The sequence below is a fragment of the Trichococcus collinsii genome, assembly GCF_900107505.1.
Classification (GTDB): domain Bacteria; phylum Bacillota; class Bacilli; order Lactobacillales; family Aerococcaceae; genus Trichococcus; species Trichococcus collinsii.
On record NZ_FNQH01000007.1, the window covers coordinates 1 to 17,204 of the forward strand.

At 47.7% G+C, this 17,204-nt stretch carries 16 protein-coding genes; 10 read left to right on the forward strand and 6 right to left on the reverse strand.

What is annotated here, in order from left to right:
- Positions 1-1,101 (forward strand): ATP-binding protein (locus tag BLV66_RS12755; RefSeq protein WP_143033138.1); only part of this gene is annotated, 1,101 nt, incomplete at its 5' end.
- 75 nt (positions 1,102-1,176) lie between these two features.
- On the opposite strand, the gene BLV66_RS12760 is transcribed toward BLV66_RS12755, so the two are convergent.
- The gene (locus BLV66_RS12760; RefSeq protein ID WP_086986586.1) at positions 1,177-2,055 is read right to left on the reverse strand and encodes a fumarylacetoacetate hydrolase family protein; all 879 of its coding nucleotides are present in this window, start codon (positions 2,053-2,055) and stop codon (positions 1,177-1,179) included.
- Between the two features lie 291 nt (positions 2,056-2,346).
- On the opposite strand from BLV66_RS12760, the gene BLV66_RS12765 reads away from it, so the two are divergent.
- Positions 2,347-2,616, forward strand: a complete 270-nt coding sequence (locus BLV66_RS12765) for an ACT domain-containing protein (protein ID WP_086986587.1) — start codon at positions 2,347-2,349, stop codon at positions 2,614-2,616.
- A gap of 12 nt (positions 2,617-2,628) precedes the next feature.
- Entirely contained in the window at positions 2,629-3,987 is a 1,359-nt protein-coding gene (locus tag BLV66_RS12770; protein ID WP_086986588.1) for a PFL family protein, read from the forward strand.
- A gap of 73 nt (positions 3,988-4,060) precedes the next feature.
- On the opposite strand, the gene BLV66_RS12775 is transcribed toward BLV66_RS12770, so the two are convergent.
- A complete protein-coding gene (locus BLV66_RS12775) occupies positions 4,061-4,642 on the reverse strand; it encodes a TetR/AcrR family transcriptional regulator (RefSeq protein ID WP_086986589.1) in 582 nt (193 codons plus the stop codon).
- Positions 4,643-4,760: 118 nt separating this feature from the next.
- Here BLV66_RS12775 and BLV66_RS12780 point away from each other — a divergent pair, with 118 nt between their 5' ends.
- The gene (locus BLV66_RS12780; protein WP_086986590.1) at positions 4,761-6,017 is read left to right on the forward strand and encodes an MFS transporter; all 1,257 of its coding nucleotides are present in this window, start codon (positions 4,761-4,763) and stop codon (positions 6,015-6,017) included.
- Between the two features lie 70 nt (positions 6,018-6,087).
- On the opposite strand, the gene BLV66_RS12785 is transcribed toward BLV66_RS12780, so the two are convergent.
- Positions 6,088-7,428, reverse strand: a complete 1,341-nt coding sequence (locus tag BLV66_RS12785) for an APC family permease (protein WP_086986591.1) — start codon at positions 7,426-7,428, stop codon at positions 6,088-6,090.
- 142 nt (positions 7,429-7,570) lie between these two features.
- Positions 7,571-8,443, reverse strand: a complete 873-nt coding sequence (locus tag BLV66_RS12790; protein WP_086986592.1) for a cation diffusion facilitator family transporter — start codon at positions 8,441-8,443, stop codon at positions 7,571-7,573.
- A 255-nt stretch (positions 8,444-8,698) separates the two neighbouring features.
- Here BLV66_RS12790 and BLV66_RS12795 point away from each other — a divergent pair, with 255 nt between their 5' ends.
- From BLV66_RS12795 to BLV66_RS12820, 6 genes are all read left to right on the forward strand, one after another.
- Positions 8,699-10,153: an amidase gene (locus BLV66_RS12795; RefSeq protein WP_086986593.1), complete on the forward strand. Its 1,455-nt coding sequence runs from the start codon at positions 8,699-8,701 to the stop codon at positions 10,151-10,153.
- Positions 10,154-10,321: 168 nt separating this feature from the next.
- Complete coding sequence (locus BLV66_RS12800; RefSeq protein ID WP_086986955.1) at positions 10,322-12,280, forward strand: KUP/HAK/KT family potassium transporter; 1,959 nt, start codon at positions 10,322-10,324, stop codon at positions 12,278-12,280.
- 416 nt (positions 12,281-12,696) lie between these two features.
- Complete coding sequence (locus tag BLV66_RS12805; protein ID WP_086628750.1) at positions 12,697-13,086, forward strand: MerR family transcriptional regulator; 390 nt, start codon at positions 12,697-12,699, stop codon at positions 13,084-13,086.
- A 38-nt stretch (positions 13,087-13,124) separates the two neighbouring features.
- Positions 13,125-14,465 (forward strand): type I glutamate--ammonia ligase, encoded by a 1,341-nt coding sequence (gene glnA / locus BLV66_RS12810; RefSeq protein WP_414718269.1) that lies wholly within the window; start codon positions 13,125-13,127, stop codon positions 14,463-14,465.
- A 140-nt stretch (positions 14,466-14,605) separates the two neighbouring features.
- Positions 14,606-15,496, forward strand: a complete 891-nt coding sequence (locus tag BLV66_RS12815) for an ABC transporter ATP-binding protein (protein WP_086986595.1) — start codon at positions 14,606-14,608, stop codon at positions 15,494-15,496.
- Positions 15,489-16,310 carry a DUF2705 family protein gene (locus BLV66_RS12820; protein WP_176974270.1) on the forward strand — a complete coding sequence of 274 codons (822 nt, stop codon included), beginning with the start codon at positions 15,489-15,491 and terminating at the stop codon, positions 16,308-16,310. Before BLV66_RS12815 ends, BLV66_RS12820 begins: the two co-directional genes overlap by 8 nt.
- 74 nt (positions 16,311-16,384) lie before the next feature.
- Here the strand turns inward: BLV66_RS12820 and BLV66_RS15620 are convergent, their stop codons facing one another.
- Together BLV66_RS15620 and BLV66_RS12825 are read right to left on the reverse strand one after the other, a co-directional pair.
- Positions 16,385-16,558 (reverse strand): hypothetical protein, encoded by a 174-nt coding sequence (locus BLV66_RS15620; protein ID WP_176974271.1) that lies wholly within the window; start codon positions 16,556-16,558, stop codon positions 16,385-16,387.
- A complete protein-coding gene (locus BLV66_RS12825; RefSeq protein ID WP_086986597.1) occupies positions 16,551-17,030 on the reverse strand; it encodes a GNAT family N-acetyltransferase in 480 nt (159 codons plus the stop codon). Before BLV66_RS12825 ends, BLV66_RS15620 begins: the two co-directional genes overlap by 8 nt.
- Positions 17,031-17,204: the final 174 nt, after the last annotated feature.

The following is a 17,204-nucleotide window of genomic DNA, read 5'->3' on the forward strand; positions in this document are numbered from 1 at the left end:
GAAATCGGGTATCCGGTCTTGGTGCGTCCGTCCTACGTATTGGGCGGACGGGCGATGCAGATCGTCTACAACCAAGCGGATCTGGAGAAATATATGCGCGAAGCGGTCGTAGCCAGTCCGGAACGTCCGGTCCTGGTCGATCATTACCTGATCGGACAAGAGCTGGAAGTCGATGCCATCTGCGACGGCGAAACCGTCCTGATTCCGGGCATCATGGAACACATCGAACGCGCAGGCGTCCACTCGGGCGACTCGATCGCTGTCTATCCGCCGCAAAATCTGTCGCCTGAATTGATCCAGACGATCGAAGACTACACGATCCGCGTGGCGCAAGGGCTGAATACCATCGGTTTGGTGAACATCCAGTTCGTCATCAGTGAAGGCGTCGTCTACATCATCGAAGTGAATCCGCGCGCGAGCCGGACGATCCCGTTCCTGAGCAAAGTGACCGGCATTCCGATGGCGAACTTGGCGATGCAAGGCATCTTGGGCATCAAACTGAAAAATCAAGGCTACCGGACTGGTCTAGTTCCGTCAAAATCAGGCGTATACGTGAAGATGCCGGTCTTCAGTTTCAACAAACTGAAGAAAGTCGACACCGTTCTGGGGCCGGAAATGAAGTCTACCGGGGAGATCATCGGCAAGGATGCCATCCTTTCCAAAGCGCTGTACAAAGCTTTCCGTGCCGCCAATATCGAGATTCCCGAGTACGGCACGGCGCTTCTGACGATTGCGGACAAGGACAAGCACGAAATCTTGCCTCTGGCGAAACGCTTGGTTGCGGTCGGCTACCGTTTGCTTGCAACAAAGGGTACTGGGGAAGCCTTGCTGGAGGCCCACGTACCGGTCACGATCCTCCAAAACGGCGAAGCGAAACGGGAAAATATCCTGAAACGCATGCATGAGGGAGAAATCCAGTTTATCATCAATACCATGACCGAAGGCAAGACCGAGGAAACCGACGGCTATTTCATCCGCCGCGAAGCAGCGGACAACAATCTGCCGTGCCTGACCTCGTTGGATACGGCAGAGGCACTGCTGCAGGCGATGGAAATGATGCATTTCCAACTGCAGGCGGTCGGCACCGAACCAATCTTTTAAAAAAGTCCATTTTAACAAAAAAAAGGCCGCCGCATTATCCTGAGCAGGATAACGCGGCGGCCTTTTGGATGTTTTTTATCGGAAAGTATTCACCAATGTCCCGATGCCTTCGATGGAAGATTCGATGACATCACCTGGTTTCAGCCAGACTTGTTCGTCTTCCGGGTAACCAAGGATGACCCCATCCGGTGTTCCGGTGAAGATGATGTCGCCGGGTTCCAACGCAAAGTGTTGGGAAATATAGGAAACAATCGTCGCGATGTCGAAAATAAGGTGATTCGTGTTGCTGTTCTGACGAACCTCGCCGTTCAATTTAAGGGAAATGGCCAGGTTTGTCGGATCCACTTCGTCGGCAGTCACGTAGACCGGTCCGAGCGGCGCAAATTTATCCGGGGACTTTCCTAATAACCATTGCGGCGAGCCTTTTTGCCAGTCACGCGCGGTTACGTCATTGCCGATTGTGTAGCCCGCTACGTGCTCAAGAGCCTTTTCCGGGGAGACGCAATAAGCTTTTTTGCCGATGACCGCCACCAGTTCGACTTCGTAATCGACTTTGTCCGTATGCTCCGGAATCGGAATACCTTCTTTGTGGGCAGCCAAAGCGCTCGTGAATTTGCTGAAAACAAGCGGTTTTTTCGGGGCTTCACTTTTTGTTTCCGCAACATGGGCGGCATAGTTTTTGCCGATGCAGAGGATCTTGCCGGGACGGGAGAGGACAGGCAGGAATGTGACCTCATCCATGGAAACGTAGTAGGCGGGATCCGCCAGCGTTTCCGCGTGGGCCAGAATGGCGTCCAGTTGGGTAGCCTGCTCCGGATCCTTCAGCATGTCGTCTATATAAGAAGGAAAAGGCAGCGATAAAGCCGCAGCCGCTTTGGCGACATTCAGGAAACCGCGATCGGTCTTGATGCCGATGCGACTTTGGCCGTCTTCTGAAAAATGAATCAATTGCATTAAGAAAACCTCCTTGATATTGGATTGGAACTTGCTTATATCCAGTGTAGCAATTATTCCCAAAAAACGATAGATTTAATGAGGATTCTGCAAAAAAATTCGTGTTTCGGGAAAGAGCATTGAAAAATATGATTAGAGAGCGGTTACTGTTTTCCGTTTTCCAAAAAAACAGTAGGCATTCCCTTTATATGTGATAGAATAGGAACAGAAATTTTTTAATTGGATTTTCATATTGGTGTAAAATGGTATAATGGACTCAACAAAAAATTAAAGAAGCAGGGGCGAAAAAAGATGAGAGCAATCATGACCGTAACAGGTAAAGACCATACCGGAATCGTAGCGAGCGTATCGGTGGAATTGGCGCGTCTGGGCGTAAATATCTTGGATATCTCACAGACCATCATGGAAGAATACTTCACTATGATTTTGATGGTCGAATTGAATGAAGCAAATAATTCGGTCAAAGAAGTAAAAGAAGCGATGAAAAAAGTTGAAGAAGAACAAGGCTTGGTCATCCGTTTACAGGCAGAAGACACATTCCATGCAATGCATCGGATCTAGGGGGACATTTGAATGTTAAGAACTGACAATATCTTGGACACCATCCGAATGTTCGAAGAGGACAATCTGGATATCCGTACCATCACCATGGGGATTTCTTTATTGGACTGCATCGACAGCGATGGCGAAAAAGCTCGTGAAAGAATATACAAAAAAATCACCACCAAAGCGAAGCACCTGGTCAGCGTAGCGCAGGAAATCGAAGATACGTACGGCGTTCCAATCACGAACAAACGGATTTCGGTGACACCGATCGCCTTGATTGCCGGCGCAAGCGATGATACGGACTATGTGGCATACGCAAAAACGTTGGATGCTGCGGCGAAGGAAGTCGGTGTCGACTTTATCGGCGGATTCTCGGCTTTGGTCGAAAAAGGCTACAACAAGGGTGATAAAATCCTGATCGAATCCATTCCAGAAGCCTTAGCAGTTACGGACAAGGTCTGCAGTTCCGTCAACATCGGCTCCACAAAAGCCGGCATCAATATGGACGCTGTGAAATTGATGGGTGAAATCGTGCTTGCAACGGCTGAAAAAACAGCTGAACAACACGGATTTGGTTGTGCGAAATTAGTAGTATTCGCAAACTCGGTAGGCGACAATCCGTTTATGGCAGGCGCTTATCACGGAGTGGAAGAAGCTGATTGTGAAATCCACGTCGGAATCTCCGGTCCTGGTGTCGTCAAACGTGCTTTGGAAAAAGTAAAAGGCGAACCGATGGACATCGTTGCTGATACAATCAAGAAAGCAGCCTTCCAGATTACCCGCATGGGTCAATTGGTCGGGAACATCGCTTCCCAAAAATTGGGCGTGCCCTTCGGCATCGTCGACTTGGCTTTGGCTCCGACACCTGCAGTCGGCGATTCAGTCGGTGAAATCCTTGAAGAATTTGGTTTGGGTGTAGTCGGTACGCACGGAACAGTCGCTGCGCTAGCTGTATTGAATGATGCAGTCAAAAAGGGTGGCGTAATGGCATGCAGCCATGTCGGCGGACTTTCGGGTTCGTTCATTCCTGTATCGGAAGACCACCGCATGATAGATGCTGCGGCAGCAAACCAAATCAGTTTGGATATGTTGCTGGCTATGACTGCCATCTGTTCTGTTGGTTTGGATATGATCGCCATCCCTGGTGATACTCCTGCGACGACAATCGCAGCCATGATCGCTGATGAAGCTGCAATCGGTGTTCAAAACCACAAAACAACTGCTGTGCGTGTGATTCCGGCAATCGGCTGTGAAGTAGGCGACTTCGTTGAATTTGGGGGATTACTGGGACGTGCTCCTGTAATGCCGGTCCACAAAGAAAGCTCTGCTGACTTCATCAATCGTGGCGGACGCAGTCCGGCACCGATCCATTCATTCAAAAATTAATTATAATGTGAAGAGAGGCTTGGACTTTTGTCCCAGCCTCTCTTTGTTCTCGAAATGATTATCAACAGAATCTTTAGTCGGTCAATAAAACTCCGCGGGTCAATCCTGTCATTGCCAACCGGAACGCTTTTTGGTAGTTTTTCCGTTCTTCAAGAACCTGAAGGAGTGGCAAATAGGTCAGGTAGATGCAGTTTGCCGCTTGCGTGCGTTCCTCATCAGATCGGCTGATGCATTCCGGAATGCGTTCCATCAATTTTTTGAACATAAAAATGAAGCTATCCTTGATTACGGAGAGATTTGGGTAGTCTTCCGGACTCACTTGATAGAGTACCATGGCATGATAATCCTCTTGTTCCCACAGTTCCAGGCAATAGTCCCATATATGATCGAGAGTGAGCGCTTGTTCCTGATCAAAGCGGTTAAGGTAGGCCTGGGCATGATTGCAGAGGGGTGTGAACAATTCATTGATGAGCGCTTCTTTGTTCTCAAAATGATTGTATATCGTTTTTCGTGCAACATCCGCCTGCGCTGAGATTTCCTCCAGACTGACACTAAGCGATCCTTTTGCGCTGATGAGTTCAGCCGCAACGGCGAGGATATCCTGGTGGGTCTTATCGCGCTTCTTCATTGTCCGTGATTTTGTAGGATTTTCCATCACAATCACCTTTCGTGATACTTGATTTTATTTCATTTTAGTTTACAATAAAAAATAGCAAAAAGAAAGTATACACCACTGTGTAACGATACACAAATTCGTGTTAGGAGCTGTTTTTATGAAAAACGATAAAGCGAACCCCATACTGCCCATATTTTTTACTGTTTTCATCGATCTTTTAGGTCTGGGCATCATCATCCCGATTTTGCCGGCGGTCATTCTCAACCCTATGGCGGGCCTGCTGCCGATGGAGTACGACTTCTCGCTGCGCACCATCATCTACGGCTTCCTGATTGCTTCTTATCCGCTCATGCAGTTTTTTGGAGCGCCCATGCTGGGCGCTCTCGCTGATCGTATGGGGCGTCGAAAAATTCTCCTCGCTTCCTTGTTAGGGACGTTAGGGGGATATCTGTTGATTGCAATCGGAATTCTGACGCATAACATCTGGCTGCTGTTCATCGGCCGCGCAATCGATGGCTTCACGGGGGGGAATATTTCGATTGCTCAGTCTGCCATTGCCGACATCAGCGATGATTCCAACAGAGCCAAAAACTTTGGCCTGATCGGTATGGCATTTGGCCTGGGCTTTGTCATCGGGCCCTACCTAGGCGGGAAATTGTCTGATCCATCCATTTTAAGTTGGTTCGATTTTGCAACGCCGTTTTGGTTTGCCGCAGTGTTGACCGCAATCAATATCCTGATGGTCCTTAAACGGTTCCCTGAAACGTTGAAAAATAAAAAAACCGGCCGCATTGATCCATTGGCAGGAGTCAAGAACATCCGCAAAGCTTTTGAAATCAAACAACTGCGCACCATATTCGCAGTCATCTTTTTGCTGACGGTTGGCTTCAATTTCTTCACGCAGTTTTTCCAAGTCTTTCTGGTAGGGAAGTTCCAGTTCAATCAATCTCAAATCGGCGATTTATTCGCCTACATGGGTATTTGGATTGCAGCGGCACAGGGCGCCTTTTTACGGCCGCTTTCAAAAAGATTTTCACCAATGAAAATCCTGTCGGTTTCAAGTATCCTGTTGGCGGCTACCTTTCCCTTCCTGCTGCTCCCTGATCAAGCCGGCTGGATTTACGTGATCATCCCCTTCATTGCGATTTTCCAGGGATTGACGCAACCGAACAGCACGGCGATTGTATCCAGTATGTCCGACCGTTCCTCGCAAGGCGAAATTCTCGGCATCAATCAGTCCATCGTCAGTCTGGCGCAGGCGCTCCCTCCCATTTTGGCGGCCTTTTTAACCACCATCAACATGAATCTTCCGACCTTGTTTGCAGCCGGCTCGACGTTGGCTGCATGGATCGTTTTTGTGTTCGTGTTTAAACGTTCAACGGTTATTTCGGAGACGGCACAGCAGAGCGAATAGATAGTTGCATAACTAGGAAAAAATACCCCGGTTTATCAGAACTTTCTTCTGATAAACCGGGGTATTTTGATTAAGCTGTTACTTTTTTCTCGTAATATTTATAGCCGATGAAGCAAACTACGAAGCAGAACAGGATGAAAATCGGTACATAAGTCGGATTGGACACGATGCCGCCGATCAGAATGATGGCAGAGCCCATAATCGCGAATACCGGGGTGATCGAACCGAAGAAAGAACTGGTTATGATACCTTCTTTTTTCATGCTGATGACTTTCAGATAAAGGATGACATAAGTCATATAACTGAAGACAATCGCGATTTCGCTGACATCTCCGCCACCCAGAATCCCGGATTTTTGGCTCAAATAGTGCAATAACATCCACACAAGGGATACCGCAAAGGCGATTTGTGCGGCTGCCGGGGATAGTTGGCTCTTTGGATCAATCCGTTTTACCTTAGAGCTGTTCGGCAACATGTTTTTTTCTGCCAATGCTTGCGGCAAACGTAGGATACCCATGATTACACCATTAGTTACGCCCAAGATAGCGATTAATACAAAGGAAAGAATGATGCTGCCGCCACGTTCGCCCAGCAAGGAAATACCGATTGTTGTGGTGGCCTCATCGCCCACCGCCAAGATGTACTCTGAGCCAGCGATGGAGACCAAGCCGCTGAAATAGGTCAAATAGATGGCCAAAACTACCAAAGGTCCAATGGTCAAAGCTAAAGGCATCGTTCGTTTGGGGTTCTTTACTTCATGCGTGATGTTTGTTGCGATTGTCCAACCATCGTAGGAGAAGGCCATTGGCGCCAGTGCAGCCAGCCAGCCCCAGCCGACATTTGTGACCGGAACCGCCAATTCAGGAGGAACGATTGGAGCCGGTTCTTTCCAGAAAATGCCGACAATAGCGACAGCAATCAGCGGAATCAGTTTCATGATGGTGGCGAGATTCTGAAAATAGCCGCCCAATCTGAGCGAAAAATAATTCAACAAGAAGAAGAATGCCATGTAGCCCGTCCCGAGAAGTGTTTGTGTTTCCAAGGTGTTCGGCAAGCCTAACAACATGCAAGTGTAAATGCCGGATACCCAGCTCACGACGACTATGATTGTCGGTAAGTAAACGAATAACTGGAACCAGCCGAACGCGCTCGCTGCTTTATCGGAGATGAACTCCTCGAAATAAGCGACGACGCCGCCGGTTCTTTCGGTCCGGTTAGCTAATTGCGTCAATGTGATGCTTCCGAAAATGATGCTGAATGCGCCGATGCAGAAAACCAAAATCCCTAATGCTACGTTTCCTCCGGTCGCGCCCAAAATGTCATCGGCTTTGAAAAAGATCCCTGATCCGACGCAGATGCCGACGATCATGGATACTGCGGTGAATAAGCCGTAATGTTTCTCTTCTTTCATAAATCCTCCCAATAAATGTATTTTTTTCCAAAAAAAAAAGACGGACAGATCTTAATGACAGCTGCGTCCGCCAAAATAATCTGTATAAATCCGTCTGTTATTATACCATCAAAATGACGTCCGGCCTATAAAACTTGTAACATCAGTGCGTTAGAGGTTCTACGTGGACATCTGTTTCAAAAACATTGAATGCCGTGCGCATGCGCTCCTCGACCTCTTCCGTGATCTCGTGGCTGCGCAGCACTGTCAGCTCCGCATCCAGCAGAATGGTCACATCAACATAGACATTTGCTCCGTAGCTGCGCGCAGCAATGGTCGTCACTTGTTCGACGTCAGGAATATCGAGAATGGCTTGTCGGTATTCGGTTAAATAATTCGTTTCAAAACCATCGGACAAGGAAAAAGCACTTTCTCGGAAGATATCGATTGCAGTCTTGATGATGACGACCCCTACGATGACAGCCATGACGCCGTCCAACCAATATAGCCCGAAGATGGAGCCGAAAATGGCGATTGCCGCCGCAAAACTGGTCAGGGCATCGCTCAGGTTGTCTTTTGCGGAAGCAGCCAATCCGATGCTGTTGATGCGGTTTGCGAGGCGATTGTTGAAAATGTAGACTCCTATCATGATAAACCCTGCAATCAGGGCGGTAACACCGGATACGACATCAGGTGTGGTGAACTCTCCTCCGGTTAGTTTCGAAAAACTTGAGAACAGCACCTGCAGGCCGACCAGAAGCATGATGAAGGAAGTGGAGAGGCTCGCTATCGTTTCCGCTTTCCAGTGGCCATAAGGATGATCTTCGTCAGCTGGACGACGAGCAATCCGTAATCCGATCATGACTGCAACGGTGGAAATGACATCCGTGAAATTGTTCAATCCGTCGGCACTCAAAGAAGCTGATCCGAAGGCATTTCCGATGAAGAGTTTTGCGAAAGAGAGAGTGATGTAGGCAACCATGCTAAGTCGTGCGCCCTGTTCCGCCAATTGTAAGTCCTTATATCTTTCGTTCATCGTGTCCTGCTCCATTTCCTATGAATTCTCATCTAATCTGTCTGTTTCTGTACACTTTCCAAAATTGGTACAATAGAAGGATTCTACTATATTTCAGTTTGGTTGTCATTAAAAACGATTTAAAAATACTGTCGTCAGGATGCTGAATACTGACGGAATAAGGAATGGGAAGGTAAAGCAACCGGCAAACCGTTGCCTTTTTGGGACAGGGAACCTACAATGGAAGAAAGTGTGAAAATGAGAAGGAGGCTTTTTATGGATCGCCAGAAAGATGCCCTGTATTACACCGGACTTTTAAAAATGAAAAAGGTATCCTCTGAAGAATTGATTGAGGATGCTTTCAAAAAGATAGAAAAAGAAAATCCCCGCTACAATGCCGTCGTGCACACGCGGATGGAAAGAGCGCTGCATGAAGCCGGGACACGAGATTTCGGGAATACCTTATTTGGAGGCGTGCCAATCCTGATCAAAGATTTGGGCCAGGATCTTGCAGGGGAGCCATCGACATCAGGCTCGCGGTTGCTGAGGGATTATGTTGCTCCCCGAACTAGCCATTTTATCGAAGCGGTTGAGAGGGCCGGCTTCATCGTCATCGGCCAGACGAGTACACCCGAATTCGGGTTCAAGAACATCACGGATGCCGTCATCCATGGGCCGGCCAGAAACCCTTTCAATCGGGACCATTCTCCGGGAGGTTCCAGCGGAGGTGCGGCAGCGGCTGTCGCGGCGGATATGGTGGCCATCGCCACCGCCAGTGATGGGGGCGGATCGATCCGGATCCCGGCCTCTTTCACAGGTTTGGTGGGACTGAAACCGACAAGAGGAAGAACGCCGGTGGGGCCGGGATCTTACCGCGGCTGGCAAGGCGCATCGATCAGCTTTGCCTTGACGAAGACGGTAAGGGATACAGCGATGATGCTGGATGCCTTGCAGACTGTCCAAGCGGCAGCTCCGTTCCAGACGCCTTTGTTTCCCGGGAGCCATTTTCAGGAACAGCAATCCGGTAAGCAGCGCAAATTCCGGATCGCCTATTCATTGGAATCTCCGGTGAAATCTTTAGTCAGCACTGACGCAAAACGGGCTGTACTCCAAACAGTGGCAGTGCTGGAGGAGTTGGGCTACGAGGTGGAAGAAAAAACGCCCGACATCGACGGCATCCGTTTGATGGAGGCATACTACGCGATGAACGGAGCTGAAACGGATGCCATGCTGAGAGGTTTTTCCGCGAAACTAGGGCGCCCATTGACGGTGGACGATATGGAATTGGTTTCTTGGTCCCTCTATCAGTACGGCCGGACAATCTCCGGAGGCGACTACTCCTTGGCGTTGGGCCTTTGGGACCAAGCTGCAGCCACGATGGATCAGTTCCATGGGAACTATGATCTGCTGCTGCAGCCGACTACGGCAGACAGCGCTCCTCTGATCGATCACCCTTTCCAAAGCGCAGAACTGAAGGATCGGATGCGCAAGGCGGATCTGCTGTCGGCAGCGGACCGGAAGGAGATTGTCTGGACCATGTTTGAGGAGAGTCTGGGCGTGACCCCGTTCACGCAGCAAGCGAATTTGACCGGGCAGCCTGCCATCAGCCTGCCGGTGTACTGCACTGCTGCCGGATTGCCGTTGGGGGTGCAGTTCACGGCTCCGAAAGGAAAAGAAGAGTGGCTGTTGGACATCGCGTCGGTATTGGAGATGGCCGGGCTTTTCGACTGATTGGGGATACCGAGAAAAAACTGCAGGCTGATCTTTCGGAAAGCGCTTGACCGCCCCTGAAAAAAAGCTATAATTAGGTAGTTTTTAAAATAAAAAAGATATTTAGGACATTGGAGGAAAAATAGATTGGAAACGCAGAAAGAAAAGCATCCGCAGATTCCTTTGAGCATGGCTGCGGTTGTTGTAGCGCTGGGAGTCGTTTATGGGGATATCGGTACCTCACCGCTCTATGTCATGAAAGCTATTGTCGAGGGGAATGGCGGGCTGGAGTCATTGTCGGATTCATTCATCACTGGGGCGCTGTCCTTGGTGATCTGGACGGTCACGCTGATTACGTCAATCAAATACGTGCTTATCGCTATGCAGGCTGATAACCATGGAGAGGGCGGTATTTTCTCGCTTTATACACTCGTCCACAAACGCGCAAAATGGCTGATTATTCCGGCTATGGTGGGTGGGGCGGCCTTGCTGGCTGATGGCATTTTGACCCCGGCAGTAACGGTTACGACAGCTGTCGAAGGCTTGCGCAGCATCCCGTTCTTCGAGGGCTTCCTAGGCGAGGGACAAGGAAAAATATTAGCGATAACGATGACGATCATCTCGGCTTTATTCATGATCCAACGCCTCGGAACGAAAACGATAGGGAAAGCATTTGGACCCATCATGGCCTTCTGGTTTGCGTTTATCGGCGGGCTGGGTTTATGGCAAGTGATCGGCAATCCGAACGTACTGCGTGCCTTCAACCCGATGCGCGGTATCGATCTGCTCCTGAGCGAGCAGAACCACGCCGGCTTTATGATTTTGGGTAGCATCTTCTTGGCTACAACCGGAGCAGAAGCCTTGTACTCGGATATGGGACATGTCGGCAAGAAGAATATCTATGGTAGTTGGCCCTTTGTAAAGGCGGCCTTGCTGCTGAATTACTTGGGCCAAGGAGCTTGGTTGATGCAAGCCAAATCAAGCGCTGCGCTCTATCATATTGAAGATTTCAATCCATTTTTTGAAATGCTGCCGGGCGGCTTGCGTTTTTTTGCAGTTCTGTTGAGTACACTCGCCGCGATCATCGCTTCGCAGGCACTCATTACCGGGTCCTATACGCTTGTTTCGGAGGCAATCAGCTTGAATCTGTTACCGCATCTGAAGATCCAATACCCTTCCCAAACCAAGGGACAAATGTACATCCCTTTGGTGAACAACATCCTTTGGTTGTCATGTATGGGAGTTGTCTTTTACTTCAAAACATCGATCCGGATGGAAGCTGCCTACGGTCTGGCGATCACCATCACGATGTTGATGACTACAATACTACTGTTCGAATTTCTGCGCTTGAAGAATTTCAATATCATCGTTTCTCTAATCATGTTCGTTTTCTTCGGCACATTGGAGGCGACCTTCTTCATCTCCAGCGCAACCAAATTCTTCCATGGCGGTTATGTCGCGATCCTTATGGGTGCCATTCTTTTCGCCATCATGTTCGTCTGGCATAAGGGGAGTAAGATTGAATCATTACAGCGATTGGAATACCCGATGACGGACTTTATCGGCCAATTCAAAAAACTGAAGGAAGATGATTCCTTGCCTGTATATGCGAATAACCTGGTCTTCCTGACGAGCAATCAAAATGCAGGATCTGTTGATCGAGATATTCTCTACTCCATATTGGATAAGCGGCCGAAGCGGGCCGACGTGTATTGGTTCATCAACGTAGCCGTCACCGACGAACCGTACACCCAGGAATATAAGGTGGAGGACTATGGTACAGACTTCTGCTTCAAAGTACAGTTGCGTTTGGGTTTCAAGATTGAGCAACGGATCAATGTATACTTGCGCCAAATCATCCAGGAGATGATGGAAGAGGGAAGAATCAAACCCCAAAAGCAAACGTACACAATCTATCACGACAAAGAAATCGGCGACTTCTGCTTTGTGTTGGTCCGCAAGGCCATTTCGCCAGAAAGCGATCTTTCTGTTTTCAGCCGCTTTATCTTAAGTTTGAAATATAACATCAAGGCGTGGACAGGATCCCCCGCAAGATGGTTTGGGTTGGAAAACACAAACCTGGTCATTGAACAGGTTCCCCTGTTCCTGAAGGCAAGGGAGGCTAGCCGGCTTACCCGAGTGAATTAGGATTATGGCGGGAAACGATAAATAATAGCAGTATGGAGGTCGGGACTTATGTTCAGGCCTCTTTTTATTGGAGCCTCTTGGCTCACATTTTTTTTTAATATTTTTTTCATTAAGCACCTCTTTTTTTATTTCCATGCGAGGAAATTGGCCTATCAAGGGGAGATGAAATGCCTTTCAAATGTTATTCTGACAAGGGTTTATGTATGTGTTAGAAAATGTTACACGCGATGTTAAGGTAGCATTGACTTGTATGAGAATTTGGAGTATTCTTGTTGTATTAAATCACTCAATTAATTGTTAGGAAATACGATTAATTGCTGAAAAGAATTACCTTTTTCTCAACAGGCGCTAACTCCTGAAGAAAAAGTATACATCTGTGGTTCACTCAACTCAGAAGCTTCGATGGAGGGGTTGGTATGAAAGAAAAAGAGCTACGACGTTCGATGGCTGTTTTTACCATCGGAACGGTCATGCAGCTGACGGATCTGACAGCAAGACAGATTCGCTATTACGAAGAGCAAGACCTCGTTCATCCTAAGCGGACAGACACCAATCGCCGGATGTTTTCATTAAACGACGTCGATCGTTTGCTGGAAGTCAAAGACTATTTGGCTGAAGGGTTGAACATCACTGCAATCAAACGGATGTACAGTACTGAAAGACTGAAGAAGCAACAAGAAGAGGAACTTGAAAACAAACACAAAAACTTGACAGACGAAGATGTCCGTCGCATCCTCTACAAAGAAATTCTTAACGCAAGTGGATTTAACCCTGGGGATTCAAGTAAACCTTGGGGAAGATTATAAAAAACAAAAAATACACAAAGCATAGTCAAGGAGAGGGAATACAAATGCCAAAATTTACTAGAGAAGAAATCATCGCATCAGCAAAGAATGATAACGTCCGTTACCTACGCTTAATGTTCACTGACATCTTAGGAACAATCAAAAACGTGGAAGTTCCTATCAGCCAGTTAGAAAAAGTATTAGACAACAAAATGATGTTCGACGGTTCTTCCATCGAAGGTTTTGTACGTATTGAAGAAAGTGATATGTACTTGTACCCAGATTTGGATACATGGTTAGTATTCCCATGGGGCACTGAACAAGGCAAAGTTGCACGTCTGATCTGTGATATCTACCAACCAAGCGGCGAGCCATTTGCTGGAGACCCACGTAGCAACTTGAAGCGCGCTCTTAAAGAAATGAAAGAATTAGGCTTCACTGAGTTCAACTTAGGACCTGAACCTGAATTTTTCCTGTTCAAATTGGATGAAAAAGGCAACCCAACCCTTAACTTGAACGACCAAGGTGGATACTTCGACTTGGCTCCTACTGACTTAGGCGAAAACTGCCGTCGTGACATTGTTTTGGAATTAGAAGCTTTAGGTTTCGAAATCGAAGCAAGCCACCACGAAGTTGCACCAGGACAACACGAAATCGACTGGAAATACGCAAATGCTGTTGAAGCTTGCGACAACATCCAAACGTTCAAACTGATCGTTAAGACTGTAGCCCGCAAACATGGCTTGCATGCAACATTCATGCCTAAACCAGTATTCGGAATCAACGGTTCCGGAATGCATTTCAATATGTCTTTATTCAACGAAAACGGCAATGCCTTCTACGACAAAAATGATGATCGTCAATTAAGCGAAACAGCTTACCAATTCATCGCTGGTCTGATCAAACATGCTCGCGGCTTTACAGCTGTCTGCAACCCAATCGTTAACTCTTACAAACGTTTGGTTCCTGGGTATGAAGCGCCTGTATACATCGCATGGAGTGGAAGAAACCGTTCACCGCTGATCCGTATCCCAGAATCACGCGGTATGTCTACTCGTGTTGAATTACGTAGCGTTGACCCAGCTGCTAACCCATACTTGGCTTTAGCTACATTATTGGCTGCAGGTCTTGACGGCGTGAAGAACAAATTGGAAGCTCCAGCTCCAATCGACCGCAACATCTACCAAATGTCAGCTGAAGACCGTTACGAAAATGGAATTTTGGACTTACCTACAACATTGCAAGAAGCTCTTGAAGAGTTGTCTAAAAACCCATTATTGGTTGGTGCATTAGGCGACCACATCAGCAACAACTTCATCGAATCAAAAGAAATCGAAGTAATGTCTTACATCCAACAAGTAACAGAGTGGGAAAGAGAACAATACTTGAACATGTACTAAGAGCACTAATGCAAAAGGCCGAGACAAATTTGTCTCGGCCTTTTGTGTCGTTCAGGGAAGAAAAACGTGCTGTTGCTGTAAACTTCCGCCGAGAAAACGTATAATGGATATATGTAAAATTCTTTAGAGGAGGGGTTACCGTGGAAGCAATCGAAATGGAAGGTTTGACCAAAATTTACCGCAAGCGTGCAGCTTTGGACAATGTCCACCTCACAGTGGAGCAAGGCGAACGGTTCGGGTTCATCGGGCCGAACGGGGCCGGAAAGTCGACAACCATCAAACTGTTGCTTGATTTCATAAAGCCGAGCAAGGGAAGTGCCAGAATTTTCGGACTGGACGCCCAGAAAGACTCCGAGAGCCTGAAGCGCATCATCGGGTATGTCCCGAGTGATGTGCATTACTACAGCAATTTGACCGTGGAAGAAATTTTGATGATGACGGGGAAATTCCACCATATACACAACATAAAAGAAATGATGGCATACTATGTGGAACGCTTCGCGTTGGAGCCGAAAAAGAAAATGAAGGACCTGTCTTTGGGCAATCGGAAAAAAGTCGCGATCGTGAACAGTCTGATTTTCAATCCGGAACTGTTGATACTTGATGAGCCTACGAATGGGTTGGATCCTTTGATGCAGCACCGTTTGTTTGAAGAACTAAACTACCACAACAAGGAAGGCGCAACCATCTTCATTTCTACGCATAACCTGCCGGAAGTGGAAGCATTTTGCACGCGCACTGCCTTCATCCGCGAAGGGAAAATCATTTCCGTGGAAGATATGGCATCCGGTTATCAGCCAGGGAAAGTGGTGACGCTGACCGGTTCAGCCATCGGAACGGAGGATTTTGAGTCCAAAGGTTACCGTGTCCTTTCCAGGACCGACCGGGTTGTTTCGTTGTTGTACAAGGACAACGTGAATCAGATTTTGGCAGATATGTCATCCTTGGATTTGGAGGATATAGAAATCCGTAATCAGAATCTGGAGGAAAAATTCATGACCCTATATGGTGGAGGTGAATCCCATGAATAGCATCCGATTGGAGTGGAAACAGGAACGCGGCGGGTTATTCGTTTGGCTTTTCTTTATGGTTCTGATTATGGGGCTGATGATGGCCATGTTTCCCGTCATGGCAAATCAAGGGATGGAGGATATCTTGACGACCAAGCTCGATGCGATGCCACCGGAGATGCTGGAGGCCTTCTCCCTCACGAATGGAGCGAGCTTATTGCAGGCTACTGGATTTTTTGCCTATATTTTTCAGTATCTTTTTTTGGCAGCCTGCATTTTTGCAACGATGAAAGGGGCGCAAGCGCTGATCAAGGAAGAGACGAACGGCACAATCGAGTATCTGTATGCCCAACCAATTAGCAGGAAAGCCATTGTCACGAGCAAATACATCGCTAACTTGGTGTTGCTGATAATCTTTTGGATCGTCCTGTACAGTGCGGCTTTGTTGTTCATCTATCTGTTCAAAGAGGATGGAGCCGATTTTGTGGAAATCGTACAAGATATCACGCTGATTTTCGGCGCGGAGTCGTTGGTATTGTTGTTCTTTTATTCAATCGGATTCCTTTTCTCGACGTTCATCGCGAGCAGCCGTTCAACAAGTGGAGTCGCGTTATTGCTAGTGTTCGGCACGTATATGATCGGCCTTGTCTCGAAGATGGTTGAGGACTATGAATTCCTGCGTGTTTTGTCGCCTATTGAATACGCACATCCAGCGGCCTTGTTGGAAGAGGGGATTTCCTGGGAGTACATGGTCATCTGCATCATCGGAAGCTTGTTAACATTAGGTTTGAGCTATCTGATCTACAGCAGAAAAGATCTGCGGATTCAGGTGTAACATCAGATAATCGTTAAGGGAAAATAATGACTCTGACAAAATAAAAAAGCCCGCGATGGGCTTTTTATTTTGGGTTAACCGAACGTCATGAACATTATGGCGGCGACGATCAGGGCGTAGGATAATTTCTCCAGATTTTTCTTTGTGATCGGATTCAGGCCTTTGTCATAGCGTGTCTGGTACATGATCCAAACGTTGATTCCGATGCTGATGATACCTAGTATGCTTGCGGTAAGATATTTATTCACGTTTTTCCTCCTGTTGGTTTATGTTTTCTGTTTGGCTATTCTGCGTAGGGATGATCATGTCGATGTGCGGTATATCATCTTCCAGGTAGATGTCCGATACGGGCCGGAATCCGAAAGTCCAATAAAAATCCTGCAGATAGGCTTGCGCCTGTGCATGCACAGGAAGTCCCGGGAAATGAGTCTTTGCATACCCCAGCACGACCTGCATCAATTCTTGGCCGTAGCCATGGGTGCGTTCGCCTTGCGGAACCAGAACGCGTCCGATACGCACTCCCTCTGCTTCCGGGATCAGCCGGGTATAGGCTAGCAACCGGTCATCCGCTTGCTTCCAGAAGTGGATGCTGACGAGGTCGGTGTCATCCACTTCTTGATAAGGGCATTTCTGCTCCACAACGAAAACCGCTGTCCGTTCTTTGTAGATCAGGTGCAGTTCCCTCGCCGTGAGTTCTTCAAAAGGTTTGATGACCCACATATCTATTTTCCTCCTCGTCGATTGATGGAGAGCCACCATCACAGTCCTTATTATAGCAAAGCGCAAGTAAACAAAAAAACGGAAATACCCCAGAATCAAAACCATCGGACGTATGATACGGTTAGCGTTTTACAACAATCAGTTCACAAGAAAAACTGAACTGATTCGTTCAAT

Coding starts and splice junctions, on each gene's coding strand:
- BLV66_RS12760 (WP_086986586.1), bottom strand. CDS start 2,055: ATGCAATTGATTCATTTTTCAGAAGACGGCCAAAGTCGCATCGGCATC.
- BLV66_RS12765 (WP_086986587.1), top strand. CDS start 2,347: ATGAGAGCAATCATGACCGTAACAGGTAAAGACCATACCGGAATCGTA.
- BLV66_RS12770 (WP_086986588.1), top strand. CDS start 2,629: ATGTTAAGAACTGACAATATCTTGGACACCATCCGAATGTTCGAAGAG.
- BLV66_RS12775 (WP_086986589.1), bottom strand. CDS start 4,642: ATGGAAAATCCTACAAAATCACGGACAATGAAGAAGCGCGATAAGACC.
- BLV66_RS12780 (WP_086986590.1), top strand. CDS start 4,761: ATGAAAAACGATAAAGCGAACCCCATACTGCCCATATTTTTTACTGTT.
- BLV66_RS12785 (WP_086986591.1), bottom strand. CDS start 7,428: ATGAAAGAAGAGAAACATTACGGCTTATTCACCGCAGTATCCATGATC.
- BLV66_RS12790 (WP_086986592.1), bottom strand. CDS start 8,443: ATGAACGAAAGATATAAGGACTTACAATTGGCGGAACAGGGCGCACGA.
- BLV66_RS12795 (WP_086986593.1), top strand. CDS start 8,699: ATGGATCGCCAGAAAGATGCCCTGTATTACACCGGACTTTTAAAAATG.
- BLV66_RS12800 (WP_086986955.1), top strand. CDS start 10,322: ATGGCTGCGGTTGTTGTAGCGCTGGGAGTCGTTTATGGGGATATCGGT.
- BLV66_RS12805 (WP_086628750.1), top strand. CDS start 12,697: ATGAAAGAAAAAGAGCTACGACGTTCGATGGCTGTTTTTACCATCGGA.
- BLV66_RS12820 (WP_176974270.1), top strand. CDS start 15,489: ATGAATAGCATCCGATTGGAGTGGAAACAGGAACGCGGCGGGTTATTC.
- BLV66_RS12825 (WP_086986597.1), bottom strand. CDS start 17,030: ATGTGGGTCATCAAACCTTTTGAAGAACTCACGGCGAGGGAACTGCAC.